The sequence below is a fragment of the Actinomadura miaoliensis genome, from assembly GCF_039536785.1.
Lineage (GTDB): Bacteria > Actinomycetota > Actinomycetes > Streptosporangiales > Streptosporangiaceae > Spirillospora > Spirillospora miaoliensis.
Map to the genome: position 1 here is coordinate 455,089 of NZ_BAAAZG010000002.1, position 14,156 is coordinate 469,244.

Genomic DNA, 14,156 nt, shown 5'->3' on the forward strand with positions numbered 1-14,156 from the left:
GTCCAGGAGGGGGCTGCCCGTACGGGTTCTGCCGGGATGCCATGCCGCCGCTTCCGGCCGAGCCCTCTGGCGCCCACATGCCTTGTGCCGGCGGCCCGCTCTCAGGGGGCGTCCCCCAGTTCGGGGCTCCCGCCCCACCATGGCCTGCCGCCGGGGGCCCTGACGCGAAGTGTCCCTGGGCGAAGCCACCCGAGCCCGGCGCCTGCGGCCCCATGGCCCCCTGCGCGGACGGCTCGGACGGAGAGGAGCCAGACAGGAAGGGGCCCGGTGCCGCTGGAGGGCCGGACGCGCCGCCGACCCCGTGCGCGGCCGCGCCCCCTGCGGACGGTGGCGCCGCCGGGCCGGAAGGGAGTCCGGGCACACCTGGGGCACCGGGGCCCGGCGCCGAGGGGCCGGGCGCGAACGGGTCGTCAGGCGCCGAGGAGCCATGTGCCGACGGGTCGGGACTGTAAGGGCCCGGGTTGGGTGGTGACGGGGGATAGCCCATGGGAGTGGTGGTTTGTCCAGGGGTAGGGCCCGCGGCGGCCGGAGGCGAGGCGCCCCACGGCGAAGACCCGGCGGGCGGCTGAGGGGACGGTGGCTGGGACTGTTCGTTCTGCCTGGGGGCAGCCGAACGTTGCGGGCCCTGAAGCCCGGCCCCGGGCCGGCCCCCGGAGGGTGGCGGGCCGGGGGTGTGTTGTCCGGGCACGGAGTGGCGCCCCCAGCTGAACGGAGGCTGCCCTTGGGCGGGGCCGTGCCCTTCGCCGGGAGCGGGTGGGGTTCGCCGCGAGGTGGCCGGGTCAGGGGTTGTTGGTGAAGGTCGGGGGGTTGCCTGGGAGGGGGCCGTCTCGGGAGGGGAGGGGGGCGGAGCCGGCTCCTGCTTCGGGGAGGTCGGGGGTTCCGGGGTCCCCGGGTGCTGGGGCCATGGCCCCGATGGGTGCTGGTTCCGCTCCTGTCGACCCGTCACCGCCTGCCTCCGCTTTCCGGCGGCGCCTTGCTCGCATGGCCCGCACTCCGACGCCCACGAAGAGTACGGCAAGTGAGCCGCCGGTGATGAGCAGGGCCAGCCGCCCGTATCCCGTGGTGCGCACCGTGATCTCTTCCGTGCCGAACACCCTGCCCTCGGCCGTGATCAGGCGCAGCCGGACCCGGAAGTTGCCGTTGCCGGCCGCCTGCACGGGGATCTTGCGGCTCACCTTCTCGCCGGGGCCGAGTTCGAGCACCAGGTCCTCGGCGGCGAACCGGCCGATCTGCAGCTTGGCGCTGTTCTCGGAGGTCACCTCCAGGCGGACCTTGATGTTCTGGTCGGGCAGGTTGTTGGCGACGCTGACCAGGATCCGGCCCGAGCTGCCCGCCAGGGCGTTCTGGGACGGGATGATCTTCACTCCGGCCTTGTGGGCGCCGAGTTCGCGGGCGAGTTCCTCGCGTGCCGCCCGGGCGCGTTTGCCGTGCCCGCGCCAGGCGGCCGACTCCATGCGCAGCACGGCCCTGGTGTAGTCGATCCGCACCGGGTCGGCCGTCACCTGGGAGAACAGGGAGACGTCCCGCGCGATCCGGCGCACCTGCTCCAGGTAGGCGGGGCCGAGCTCGTACGCCTCGTAGGCGTCGGGGTAGCCGGTGAAGACCCGGGGCTGCGGCTTGGCCTTGATGGCCGTCTGGAGGTCGACCGCCTTGAGCCACGGCGCCGACTTGGTGTGGCCGAGGATCTTCTGGGCGAACTCGGGCGAGGGGTTCCAGTGCCGGTCCGGGACGACGACCAGGGTGCGCCTGAGGTTCGGCGCCTCCGCCGTGATCATCGCGGTCTCGGCGAGGAAGCGCTGTTCGGCGAGGGCCGCCGCGCCCGGGGACCGGGTGCCCGAGCTGACGACGTCGTTGATCGTGTCGTCGTAGGTGAGGACGCGGCGCGTGCCCTGCTTGGTCTGCACCGCGGTGGTGGCGCTGGGCGTGTAGCCCTGCGGGTTCTCCTGGAACGCCGAACCGCTCAACAGGAACGCCCCGTCCGTGCCGATCTGCCCGTAGCGCGACAGCGCGTCCAGCGTGTCCGGGCCGGCCATGCCGGATGGCGGCCAGGCGACCTTCACCGTCGGCGCGCGGCCGAGGACCTCGGCGGCCACGGCGGTGTTCTTGTAGGCGATGTCGAGGTGCCGGGCCATGGACTCGCCGTACCGGACGAGCGCGACGGCGTCGGGGTCGGCGTAGGGGAGGACGAAGTACGGGTCGTCCTTGGACGCCCTCTTCAACTTGTCGATCCACAGCCGGGCGGCGGGGTTGGCGGACGTGCGGGTGCCCCTGTCGGCGGTGCCGGGACGCTTGACGACGTAGTTCCGGTTCATCGCCTGGACGTCGTCCAGCAGTGCCGGGTCGATCGCCCAGGTGACGGGCGTGGTGGTCGTGGCGGCCGCGTCGACGAGGGAGCCGAGCCGGCCGCGGGTGAGGTCGGTGGCGAGCCGGTCGTCGATGAAGGTGCTGTCGTTGGCGCGGTGCTGGCGGTCGATGAGCGGCCACACCCAGGCGACCGACAGCGGCTGGGTGCCGCGGGCGTTGCCGGTGAAGGTGACGAACGTGGTGAAGCCGGCGAGAACCTGCTGGTAGGAGTTGATGACCTCGACGCCGAGCGGGTACACGCCGAACTGCCGCATGCCGACCGCGGCCGCGTTGCCGGTGAGCCTCCACGCCTGGGTTCCGCCCGCCACGGCCGCCTGGGGCAGCGGGCGCGGGGTGGTGGCGCCCGGCAGCCTGGACGGCGCGGCGGTCGCGTACTGGGCGAGCTCGCCCCTGCTGGTGATGCGCTGGGAGCTGTAGCGCAGCCGGACGGACAGCCCGGCGAGCGCGTGGCCGGAGCGGTTCTGGACGGTGCCGGTCAGCGTGAACCTGGAGTTCTTGCCGGACGCGGTGATGGCCGACGGGGTCACCTTGGACAGCGCGAGCGCCACCTGTGACTGCTGCTGTCTGCCGGCGCGTTGCGGCGCGGGCTCGGCCGGAGCCTGCGCCTGCGGCGCCCCTTGTGCCTGTGGCGCGCCCGGTGCCGCCGCCGGGTTCTGCGGCCGGTCCGGGGAACCCTGTGCCGTCTTCGGTGTCCTGGGTGCGGCCGCCAGCGCGGGCGCCGTGACCGCAAGGACGCAGGACACCAGTACGGCCAGCCAGGCCGCGCGTTTGACCGTTCTCACGCCATGTCCACCCGATGGCCGCCTGTCGCAGGAGGCCCCGCCTGAAGACAGCGGGCGTCGTAGTCCCGCATCACGCGCTCGATGGTAGCCGCGCGACGGCTGCCGTCAGACCTTCCTCCCGCCTCTTCGCCCGATTCCGTTGCAAACCCGCACATGGTCCCCCCTGCTGAGGAGGAGATCCACACCGGTAATGCGCCTACTTCCCAGCAACGCGCGTCCGAACCGCGATCGTTCCTGGCACGTCCCGGGTCATGTCCGGTGCGGTTCGGGTCGGCGGGAGCGGTGTTCCGCCGCCGTCGGCGCCGGATGCGACGCGGGCGCCGGTCTCTTCGCCGGCGCGGAGGCCGGGGGCGAGGCGGAGGGGTAGGCGGAGGTGGACGCGGCGCCGGTCTGTGCGGACGGGAGGGCGACGGGCTTGGCGCCGCTCACCGTGTACAGGTCGAGGCTGCGGATGGCGAGCGCCGTCGACGGCTCGCCGGTGGCGGTGTAGACGACCTCGTCGAGCGGATTGGCGTCCACCACGGACTGGTCGATCAGCAGCGGCATCGCCTCCGGCAGCAGGAGCGGGCAGACGAGGCCGGCGGCGTACTCGGTGACCGCGTTCACCAGGTCCGGCCGGGCCGGGCGGATCAGGCGGGCGCCGACCGCGTGGCGCACGACCTCGGTGGGCGGCAGGGTTCCCGCCGCCACGACCACGCCGGTCAGGAAGCGCCGTTCACGGTGGACGTCGTTGCACGCGTAGACGCGCGTCACCAGGCACCGCCGCGCCGGCAGGCCGAGCGCCCTCGGCAGTTCGTCGGCGTGTGTGATCGCGACGGGCAGTCGCACGATCTGGTGCGGCGTCTCCCGTTCGAGCAGCGCGCGATGGATGGTGAGAGCGTCCTTCATGTTCTGCTCCGTCCTGCGGGGACCCCGCCGACAGCCCCGCGCTCCCCTTCGTCTGCGCCCCCGTACACCCCCCATTCCGGGGGGAATCCCCTCTTACCCGGACAGGCCGGGATAATCCTCGGAGCGGCCGACCCCTGCGGTGGGCCGCTACCCGGCGGGCCCCGCTACCTTTGGTCGTACGGGAGACTGCGGTGGTGTGCGGCGGGCGTCCCCCCGGGGTGCCCAGAACGTAACCCGGGGGCCGCGCGACGGGAAGAGTTCGTCGCGCATTCCGCAGGAAGTTTTCCCGAGTCGCCTCCCGGGTGCCGAACAAATTCTTTTGTCAGCCCTCAACCAAGGAAATACGCTCGATGGCCGTGCCCGACCAGAATGTGACCCAGCAGCAGCCGACACAGCCCGCACGGCCGTCCCAGCAGCAACGGACGGCCATCGCCGAGCTGCTGCGCCGGGTCGCGCCGCTCGCCGACGAACTGGGCGAGCGCTTCCGGGCCGCCGGGCACGAGCTCGCACTGGTCGGCGGGCCGGTGCGGGACGCCCTGCTGCGCCGCGTCGGCAAGGACCTGGACTTCACCACCGACGCCCCGCCGCAGCGCGTCCTGGAGATCATCCGCGGCTGGGCCGACAACGTCTGGACGATCGGCATCGAGTTCGGCACCGTCGGCCTGCGCAAGGGCGACCACCAGCTCGAGATCACCACCTACCGCAGCGAGTCCTACGACCCCAAGTCCCGTAAGCCGCAGGTCTCCTACGGCACCTCGCTGGTGGAGGACCTGCGCCGCCGCGACTTCGCCGTCAACGCCATGGCGGCGCGGCTGCCCGGGCACGAGTTCGTCGACCCGTTCGGCGGCCTGGCCGACCTGGAGCGCAAGGTGCTGCGCACGCCCGGCCGCCCGGAGGACTCGTTCAGCGACGACCCGCTGCGGATGCTGCGCGCCGCCCGCTTCGCCGCCCAGCTCGGCTTCACCGTCGCGCCCGAGGTGGTGCGGGCCATGACCGACATGGCCGGACGCATCGAGATCGTGTCGGCGGAACGGGTCCGCGACGAGCTGTCCAAGCTGGTGTGCGGCGCGTACCCGCGTCAGGGGCTGGCGCTGCTGGTCGACACCGGCCTCGCCGACCACGTCCTGCCGGAACTGCCCAAGCTGCGCCTGGAGATCGACGAGCACCACCGGCACAAGGACGTCTACGAGCACTCGCTGATCGTCCTGGAGCAGGCGATCGCCCAGGAGGAGGGCGGGCCCGACCTGGTGCTGCGGCTGGCGGCGCTGCTGCACGACATCGGTAAGCCCAAGACGCGCCGGTTCGAGGCGGGCGGCCGGGTGTCGTTCCACCACCACGAGGTCGTCGGCGCGAAGATGGCCCGCAAGCGGCTGACCGAGCTGCGCTATCCCAAGGACGTCGTCGCCGACGTGTCGCGGCTGGTCGAGCTGCACCTGCGCTTCCACGGGTACGGGACGGGCGAGTGGACCGACTCGGCCGTCCGCCGGTACGTGCGCGACGCCGGGCACCTGCTGCCGCGGCTGCACAAGCTCACCCGCGCCGACTGCACCACCCGCAACCGCCGCAAGGCCGAACGCCTCCGCCGCACCTACGACGACCTGGAGGCCCGCATCGACCGGCTCGCGGAGGAGGAGGAACTCGCCAAGCTGCGTCCGGAGCTGGACGGCAACGAGATCCAGCGCGTCCTGGGCATCTCGCCGGGCCCGCTGGTCGGCAAGGCGTACAAGTTCCTGCTCGACGTGCGCCTCGACCGGGGTGTGATCGGCAAGGAGGCCGCCACGGAGGAGCTGCTCCGCTGGGCCGCCGCCCAGGGCCTCCCCACCCCCACCGCCACGGCGGCCGACGCGTCCGCCCCGGCGAGCACGCCCGGTTCGGGTGACGCGCCCGACGGCCCGGCGGTGAACGCGGCGACGACGTCCGGCCGGCCCGGTGCGGCCGACAGCGCCGCAGCGGACACGGCCGACGCCGATGGTCAAGTGACAGGTGATCGAACCGCACCCGGCCGGGACGATGCCGCCGAGGCCCCCACGGCCGAGGACGGCGCGGGCGAGGGCGGCCGGGCGTGATCGAGGTCAGGTTGGGGCGGATGAGCCCCGCGGAGATCGAGCGGCTGCAAGCCTTCGACCGCGACCACATCTGGCATCCGTACGCGCCGATGCCCGCCGCCGTGCCGCCGGAGCTCGTGGTGTCCGCGTCCGGGGTGCGGCTCACCCTCGCCGACGGCACCGAGCTGATCGACGGGATGTCGTCGTGGTGGGCGGCCATCCACGGCTACAACCACCCCGAGCTCAACGCCGCCGTCACCGGGCAGCTGGGCCGGATGGCGCACGTGATGTTCGGCGGGCTGACCCATCCCGGGGCGGTGCGGCTGGCCGAACGGCTCGTCGAGCTGACGCCCGAGCCGCTGACCAAGGTGTTCTTCGCCGACTCCGGTTCGGTGGCCGTCGAGGTCGCCATCAAGATGGCGCTGCAGTACTGGCGGTCGCGGGGGCGTCCCGAACGGCACCGGCTGCTGACCGTCCGCGGCGGCTACCACGGCGACACCTTCGGCGACATGGCCGTGTGCGACCCGGTCAACGGCATGCACCAGCTGTTCACCGACGTGCTGGCGCGGCACGTGTTCGCGCCGCCGCCCCCGCTCGGCTACCTCGCCGAGCCCGACCAGGCGTACCTGGACGAGTTGGCCGCGCTGGCCGCCGCGCACGCCGACGAGCTGGCCGGGATCATCGTCGAGCCGGTCGTGCAGGGCGCGGGCGGCATGCGCTTCTACGCCCCCGAGTACCTGCGGGCGCTGCGCGAGCTGGCCGACGAGCACGACCTGCTGTTGATCCTGGACGAGATCGCCACCGGGTTCGGCCGCACCGGCGAGATGTGGGGCTGCGACCACGCCGAGATCGCCCCGGACATCATGTGCGTCGGCAAGGCCCTCACCGGCGGGTACATGACGATGGCCGCGACCCTGTGCAGCGACCGGGTGGCGCACGGCATCACCACGGGCGAGGCGGGCGTCCTCATGCACGGCCCCACCTACATGGCCAACCCGCTGGCGGCGGCGGTGGCTGCGGCGTCCATCGACCTGCTGCTGTCGCGCGACTGGCGGGACGAGGTCGACACCATCGAGGCCGTGCTGACCGCAGGCCTGGACGGCGCCGAGGAACTGCCCGGGGTGCGGGACGTGCGGGTGCTCGGCGCGATCGGCGTCATCGAGGCGCGCGAACCGGTGGACGTCCCCGCCGTCCAGAAGATCGCCATGGACCACGGGGTGTGGCTGCGTCCGTTCGGCCGCCTCGTCTACACCATGCCGCCGTACGTGTGCACGGTCGAGGAGACCGAGCGCATCGCGGACGCCATGTACGCCATCGCCGAATCGCTCTGACGGAATCGCCCCGACGAACCGTCCCGGCGAGGTCAGGCGGTGGCGGAGACACGGGACAGGCGCGTCGCGCACGCCCGGAAGGCGACCGCGGCCAGCACGTAGGCGACCACCACGACGACGAGCGTCGCGTAGGACACGCCGTCCAGGGGAAGCCAGGTGGCGGCGATGGCCGCCGCCGCGGCGAACGTGGCGTTGAACAGCATGTCGTAGACGGCGAACACCCGGCCGCGGTAGGCGTCCTCGATCGACTCCTGCAGGGTCGTGTCGACGCACAGCTTCACGCCCTGCGACACCACCCCCAGCACGAACGCGCCCACCACCCACGGCCCCCGGGCGAACGGCAGGCCGAGGACCAGCAGCGCCACGCCGCCCCCCGCCAGCAGCCAGGTGATCCACGTGGCCTTGCTGACGCGCCGCACCACCGGCGGCGTGACCAGCGCGGCGGCGAAGTACCCGGCGCCCGACACGCCCAGCATGACCGCGAACGCGGCCATGCCCGCGTCCGGGTCGGTGGTGAAGTGGTTGCGGCACAGCAGCAACGTCATGATCAGGACGATCCCGTACAGGAAGCGGTGCACCGAGATCGCCGCCAGCGACAGCGCCGCCGGGCCGTGCCCGATCATGTGCCGCGCCCCGTCGGCGAGCCCGTGCAGCACGTTGCCGAGGGCCTCGCGGGTGTGCGGGGCGGCCCGGTCCAGGTGCGGGCCGAGCAGCCGCCGCGGCAGCGTCGTGGCGACCAGCGCCGCCGCCACCCACAGCGCCGCCGCGCCCAGCAGGATCAGCGCCGTCCCGTCGTCGTGCGGGCCGAACACGCGCCGCATCAGGTAGCCCAGGCCCGCGCCGACGAACGCGATCACGGTGCCGGACGTCACGGCGAACGCGTTGGCCGTCACCAGGTGCTCGCGCCGTACGACGTGCGGCAGCGCGGCCGACAGCGCCGCCAGGAAGAACCGGTTGACGCCCAGCACGACCAGCACCGTCACGAAGAACACCGCGCCGTCCTGCCCGGCCGCCACCAGCGCCGCGACGAGCACCGTGAGCAGGGCCCGGACGACCGGCGTCCACATCAGGATGCGCCGCCGCTGCCACCGGTCGATGAACACCCCGGCGAACGGCCCGAGCGCCGAGTACGGCAGCAGCGTCACCGCGAACGCGGCGGCCGCCTTGCCCGCCGACGTCTGCCGCTCGGGCGAGAAGAAGACGTAACCGGCGAGCGCGACCTGGAAGACGCCGTCGGTGAGCTGCGACGTGAGCCGGGTGCCGTACAGGCGGCGGAAGTCCCGTCCGCGCAGGATCGCCCGCAGCTCGCTAGCCCTCACCCGATCACCCTATGCGCTAGATCGCCCGCCTCCTGCCAACCCGTCCCGTTGTGCTCATGCGTCCCCCGGCCGCGGGTTCGCGGGTCAGTCGGCCAGCCAGAGGCGGGTGTAGTCGTAGCCCGCCGCCGTCGGCAGGAAGACCGCGCCGCGGACGCGGGCGGAGCGGTAGATGGTGTGGGCGCGGTTCAGCAGCGGGACGATCGCCGCGTCCTGCATGATCAGGTCGTCGGCGCGCTGCCAGAACCCGGCGGCGCGGGCGGCGTCGGGGGCGGTCAGCGCGGCGTCGATCAGGGCGTCGACCTCCGGGTTGCGGTAGCCGCCGTAGTTGCTGGAGTTCGGGCCGTAGCCGCGGCCGTCGAACAGGGGCTGCACGACGGTGCGGCCGTTGTTGCCGTACCAGTCGGGCGTCCAGCCGGGGGCGGCGATGTCCCACTGGCCCGCCTCCGTCCGCTCCGGCGTGGAGAGCGTCTTGCCGTAGAAGTCGCCGCCGGTGTCGGGGATCAGCTCGGCCCGCACGCCGCACGCCGCCAGGTTCTGCCGGATCGACTCGGCGATCAGCTTGTGCACGCTGTTGGTGCGGTACGGGAACTTCAGCGACAGGCCGTCCGGATGCCCCGCCTCCGTCAGCAGCCGGCGGCAGCGCGCCGGGTCGCCAGCCTCGCCCGGCGTCGGATACCGGTCGGCGGGCGCGTACCCGGAGGAGCCCGGCGGGATCACCGTGTGCAGCGGCTCGGCCACCTCCGGCCCGCCCACGATCTTGATGAGCGCGGTGCGGTCGACGGCGTACTGCAGGGCCTGCCGCACCTCGCGGCGGCCGAGCGCGCCGTCGTTGTTCGGGCTGCGGGTGTTGAACACCAGGTACGGGCTGCTGCTGGGAGTGCGGTGGACGGCGAACCGCTCGTCCCGCCGCGCGCGCAGCCGGGGGATCGCGGCGGTGGGGACCGGCTGGTCCCAGGCGAGGTCGGCGGTGCCCTGTTCCAGTTGCTGCTGGACGGTGGCGGGGGAGTCCTGCCCCAGCGTGATCTGGATCTTCTCGACGTGGCGTTCGCGCAGCGGATCGGTCTCGCGCCGCCACACCGGGTTGTGGGTCAGCACGTACGACATGCCCGGCCGGTAGGAGGTGATCTGGTACGGGCCGTCGGAAATGGTGTGCTGCCGGAACTCGGGTCCGTCGGGGACGTACGCGTCGTACTCCCTGGGGGCCGCGGCGGTGTACGGCAGCGTCAGCAGGTTGAGGAAGTCGCTGGCGGGCTCGCGCAGCGTGAACACCAGCGTGTGCGGGTCCTTGGCCTGGATGCCGTCGATGTCGTGGGAGTTCTGGTACGCGGCGATGGCCTTGGCGTCGTCGGCCCTGACGTGGCCGAAGCCGCGGCAGAACTCGTCCATGCCGCGGATGGTGGACGTGTAGTAGCCGCGCCCCGGCGCCGGGGCCGCGGGGTTGCAGAGCCGCTTGAAGCCCCGGACGAAGTCCTCGGCGGTGACCGGGCGCGGCGGGCGGGTGTTCCACAGCACGCCCTCGCGCAGCCTGAGCGTGTAGGTGCGGCCGTCCTTGCTGATGCCGCCGTTCTCACGGCTCGGGACCTGTGTCGCCATGTCCGCCTGGACGGGCAGGGTCTCGTTGAAGTCGTTGGACGCCTTGATGCCGAGCAGCGTCCGCGCGTAGGTGCGGTTCAGCCCGTACGCGCCGACGCTGTTGGCGCCGGCGGTGTCGAGGTGCGGCACGTCGGACGAGCCGACGACGCGCAGCGTGCCGCCGTCGCGCGGCGGTCCGTCCGTGGCGCGGCCGGACCCGCCCCCGCCGCACGCCGTCAGGCCCATGGCCAGCCCGGCCAGTCCCGCTGTCACTTTTCCCAGGTCGCGTGCCATCCAAGTCCTCCAGTCGGCCACTGGAACGGTACGCACATTCACTGACGGTGCAACAGTAGGACCAGAGCGTGACAACGTCCGCTACATCAGCATTTTCGTCATGAAGGACATGCCCGGTGACGACGGTGGATCGCCGTCTGGAGCCCTGATCGCCCGCCGGTTGACCATCTTTCCCGACCGCGGCCGGAACATCGGTCCGGCACACGCCGAACGGGCGTGTCATGGGCCGCGGTCCGGCGACCCGCGCCGCCTACCGGCCCAGGAGACGTCGATCACACGCGCTTGTACTCAACCCGGGTTGAGTTAGGAGGGTTGCGTTCCGCCCGGCCGCCACGGAGGCGCGGCGGCGTACGGGCGCGACGGAGGTGGAAAGCGATCCCATCGTGGACTCTGACCGAGGCCGCACCATCGCCGCGGCGGCCGGGCCGACCACCGCGCAGAGCCTGGTCCTCGACCCCGCCTGGGGCGCGGGGCGGGACGCAGCGGTCGTGGCGCGGCTGCGGGCGGCGGGCGCCGTCCTGACGGGGAAGACGACCGTGATGGAGTTCGCCTGCGGCCTGCCCGAACCGGCCAAGCCGCCGAACGGCCGCCCGGACGTCCGGGCGGCCGTTTCAGCGTTTCGGTGTTTCAGCGGGCAGAGGTCAGCGCTCGACCTCGCCGCGGATGAACTCCTCCACGGCCTCGCGCGCCCGGTTGTCGTCGTACTGGACGGGCGGGGACTTCATGAAGTAGGAGCTGGCCGACAGGATCGGGCCGCCGATGCCGCGGTCCTTGGCGATCTTGGCGGCGCGGATCGCGTCGATGATGACGCCGGCGGAGTTGGGGGAGTCCCAGACCTCCAGCTTGTACTCCAGGTTCAGCGGGACGTCGCCGAACGCCTTGCCCTCCAGGCGCACGTACGCCCACTTGCGGTCGTCCAGCCACGGCACGTGGTCGGACGGGCCGATGTGCACGTCGCTCTTGGCCATCTCGCGCGGCACCTGGGAGGTCACCGACTGCGTCTTGGAGATCTTCTTGGACTGGAGCCGGCTGCGCTCCAGCATGTTCATGAAGTCCATGTTGCCGCCGAAGTTGAGCTGGTAGGTGCGCTGCAGCTCGACCCCGCGGTCCTCGAACAGCTTGGCCATCACGCGGTGGGTGATGGTCGCGCCGATCTGCGACTTGATGTCGTCGCCGACGATCGGGACGCCCGCCTTGGTGAACTTCTCCGCCCACTCGGGGTCGGAGGCGATGAACACCGGCAGGGCGTTGACGAACGCCACGCCCGCGTCCAGGGCGCACTGGGCGTAGAAGCGGTCGGCCTCCTCCGAGCCGACCGGCAGGTAGGACACCAGCACGTCGGCCTGGGTGTCCTTGAGCACCTTGACGACGTCCACCGGCTCGCGGCTGGACTCTTCGATCATGTCGCGGTAGAACTCGCCGAGCCCGTCGTAGGTGTGGCCGCGCTGCACCACGACGCCGGTCGGCGGCACGTCGCAGATCTTGATGGTGTTGTTCTCGCTGGCGTTGATGGCCTCGGACAGGTCCATGCCGACCTTCTTGGCGTCCACGTCGAAGGCGGCGACGAACTCCACGTCGCGGACGTGGTAGTCGCCGAACCGGACGTGCATGAGACCCGGCACCTTCGTCGCGGGGTCCGCGTCCTTGTAGTACTCGACGCCCTGGACGAGCGAAGCGGCGCAGTTGCCCACTCCGACGATGGCCACGCGCACCGAACCCATCCGGTTGCTCCTTCTCTGTTACGGGACACGGGTGCGTTCCACCCCTCCCCGGTCATGCGGCCGCGGCGTTCAGCGGCCGTCGTCCCGGGGCGTGTCCTGGTTCTTGTCCGAAGTTTTCGCGTTCTCCTGTGCCGCCCGCTCGCGCCCGATGAGCTCGTTGAGCCACCGGACCTCGCGTTCGACCGACTCGAGCCCGTGGTTGTGCAGCTCGAGCGTGTAGTGGTCGACCCGTTCCCGGGTCCGCGCCAGCGCGGCGCGCAGTCTCTCCAGCCGCTCCTCCAGCCGGCTGCGCCGGCCTTCGAGGATCCGCAGCCGCACGTCGGCGCGGGTGTGGGAGAAGAAGGCGAAGCGCACGCCGAAGCCCTCGTCCTCCCACGCCGCCGGTCCGGCCTCGGTGAGCAGGTGCTGCAGCCGCTCCTTGCCCTCGGCGGTGAGCCTGTAGACGATCTTCGACCGGCGGCTCTGCAGGGCGATCGCCACGTTCGGCTCCTCCGGCCGGTCCTCGACGATCAGGCCGCTGGCCAGCAGCTGCTTGAGGCACGGGTAGAGCGAGCCGTAGGAGAACGCCCGGAACATGCCGAGCAGGGCGTTGAGCCGCTTGCGCAGCTCGTAGCCGTGCATGGGGGACTCGTTGAGCAGGCCGAGCACGGCGAGCTCCAGCACGCCGGTGCCCCTCTTGCCTGCCATCGCGTCCCCCTCGGGTCGCCGGTCGATGTTCCCGCCCCGGATCGGGGGCCGTCCCCCGAGAGGCGCCGCGGGCCCCGGTCGAACCGACCGCTGGTCGGCGCCGCCCGGGCCGCGCGATGTATCGAGTCAATGTATCGCTTCGATACATCGCAAAGATACGTAGCTCCCGCGCTTCCTGGCAAGTGGCCCAACCCCGGAAATCCGTACCGTCTACCGCCTGGTCGGGGGGTAATTCGTCACCTTCCGTACTGGTTTGCGATCTTCCATGGCGCGCGGCCGCGACGTACGCTGCTGGCATGTCGGGGCGGAGGGACCGCCGATGAGGCCGCGCCTGGTCGTCGACTACGGGCTGGCCAAGCGGGCGGCGCTGGCCGAACTGCGGTCCGGCCAGCTGACCCGGGACGACGCCTGCGACGCGCACCCCTACCTGCTGCGCGCGGCCAAGTACCACGGCGAGCCCACCGACAAGCGCTGCCCGGTCTGCCGGCGCGAGCGCCTCACCCATGTCACCTATGTGTACGGGGACGAACTCGGACGGTACGCGGGCCGTGTCAAGGCGACGTCCGAACTGGCCGAGATGGCCCAGGAATATGGCGAATTCCGCGTGTTTGTTGTCGAGGTATGCCAGGGTTGCGCCTGGAACCATCTAACGGTGTCATACGTCCTCGGGCACGGAGACGAGCCCCGCGGCCAGCGGGGATAGCTCCGGGTCACGCGTTCCGCCCGGCGTGTCAGCGCGGGGCCGGACGAGCGGATCGTGCACAGCCGTCTCCCGCTCATCAGCGTGCACAGTAATCTTCGGACGACGCACCATCCGTACCCCCCGTTGATGAGGTCGCGTGAGTATTCCAAGCCAGCCCCGACCAGGACCCGGGTCGCAGTGGCCGGGCGGGCAGAACGGTCCCCGCTCCGGCCGGTCCGGGACGCCCAGCAGGCAGGGCATGCCGAACGGCGGCGCAGCCGCCTCGGGCATGCCCGGCCGCCCGCCGCAGCCGGGTCGCGGTCCCGGCGGGCGAGGCGCACCAGGCGGACCGGGCGGACCAGGCGGGCCGGGCGGCGGCATGGGCAGGTCGCAGGGCGGGCCGGGACGTCACAGCGCGGGCCGGGCGCCCCAGGGGCCCGGTGGCGGCGGACCGCGCCGCGCCGCCAGCGG

Annotated in this window: 8 protein-coding genes and 1 pseudogene; 3 read left to right on the plus strand and 6 right to left on the minus strand. The window is 72.3% G+C overall.

Annotated elements, in window-relative coordinates:
- Positions 1-779 precede the first annotated feature (779 nt).
- Complete coding sequence (locus tag ABD811_RS06580; protein ID WP_344942326.1) at positions 780-3,146, minus strand: DUF6049 family protein; 2,367 nt, start codon at positions 3,144-3,146, stop codon at positions 780-782.
- Between the two features lie 249 nt (positions 3,147-3,395).
- On the minus strand, positions 3,396-4,034 hold the full coding sequence (locus ABD811_RS06585) for an aminoacyl-tRNA deacylase (protein WP_344942329.1): 639 nt from the start codon (positions 4,032-4,034) through the stop codon (positions 3,396-3,398).
- Positions 4,035-4,384: 350 nt separating this feature from the next.
- Between ABD811_RS06585 and ABD811_RS06590 the strand changes: the two are divergent.
- Together ABD811_RS06590 and ABD811_RS06595 are read left to right on the plus strand one after the other, a co-directional pair.
- Positions 4,385-5,851 (plus strand): annotated as a pseudogene (locus tag ABD811_RS06590) (CCA tRNA nucleotidyltransferase); the annotation flags it as partial.
- A gap of 269 nt (positions 5,852-6,120) precedes the next feature.
- A complete protein-coding gene (locus ABD811_RS06595) occupies positions 6,121-7,410 on the plus strand; it encodes an adenosylmethionine--8-amino-7-oxononanoate transaminase (protein WP_344942332.1) in 1,290 nt (429 codons plus the stop codon).
- A 32-nt stretch (positions 7,411-7,442) separates the two neighbouring features.
- On the opposite strand, the gene ABD811_RS06600 is transcribed toward ABD811_RS06595, so the two are convergent.
- The 4 genes from ABD811_RS06600 to ABD811_RS06615 form a co-directional block, all read right to left on the minus strand.
- Positions 7,443-8,729, minus strand: coding sequence for an MFS transporter (locus ABD811_RS06600; protein ID WP_344942334.1), 1,287 nt, complete (start codon positions 8,727-8,729; stop codon positions 7,443-7,445).
- An 84-nt stretch (positions 8,730-8,813) separates the two neighbouring features.
- A complete protein-coding gene (locus ABD811_RS06605; protein WP_344942337.1) occupies positions 8,814-10,595 on the minus strand; it encodes an ABC transporter substrate-binding protein in 1,782 nt (593 codons plus the stop codon).
- A 641-nt stretch (positions 10,596-11,236) separates the two neighbouring features.
- A complete protein-coding gene (locus tag ABD811_RS06610; protein ID WP_344942340.1) occupies positions 11,237-12,316 on the minus strand; it encodes an inositol-3-phosphate synthase in 1,080 nt (359 codons plus the stop codon).
- Between the two features lie 69 nt (positions 12,317-12,385).
- Positions 12,386-13,003, minus strand: a complete 618-nt coding sequence (locus tag ABD811_RS06615; protein WP_344942343.1) for a PadR family transcriptional regulator — start codon at positions 13,001-13,003, stop codon at positions 12,386-12,388.
- Between the two features lie 319 nt (positions 13,004-13,322).
- Here ABD811_RS06615 and ABD811_RS06620 point away from each other — a divergent pair, with 319 nt between their 5' ends.
- A complete protein-coding gene (locus ABD811_RS06620; protein ID WP_344942346.1) occupies positions 13,323-13,706 on the plus strand; it encodes a DUF5318 family protein in 384 nt (127 codons plus the stop codon).
- The last annotated feature ends 450 nt before the right edge of the window (positions 13,707-14,156 follow it).

Bases quoted from the DNA above. Each gene is read 5' to 3' on its own strand.
- ABD811_RS06585 (WP_344942329.1), bottom strand. From the start codon at position 4,034: ATGAAGGACGCTCTCACCATCCATCGCGCGCTGCTCGAACGGGAGACG.
- ABD811_RS06595 (WP_344942332.1), top strand. From the start codon at position 6,121: ATGAGCCCCGCGGAGATCGAGCGGCTGCAAGCCTTCGACCGCGACCAC.
- ABD811_RS06605 (WP_344942337.1), bottom strand. From the start codon at position 10,595: ATGGCACGCGACCTGGGAAAAGTGACAGCGGGACTGGCCGGGCTGGCC.
- ABD811_RS06610 (WP_344942340.1), bottom strand. From the start codon at position 12,316: ATGGGTTCGGTGCGCGTGGCCATCGTCGGAGTGGGCAACTGCGCCGCT.
- ABD811_RS06615 (WP_344942343.1), bottom strand. From the start codon at position 13,003: ATGGCAGGCAAGAGGGGCACCGGCGTGCTGGAGCTCGCCGTGCTCGGC.
- ABD811_RS06620 (WP_344942346.1), top strand. From the start codon at position 13,323: ATGAGGCCGCGCCTGGTCGTCGACTACGGGCTGGCCAAGCGGGCGGCG.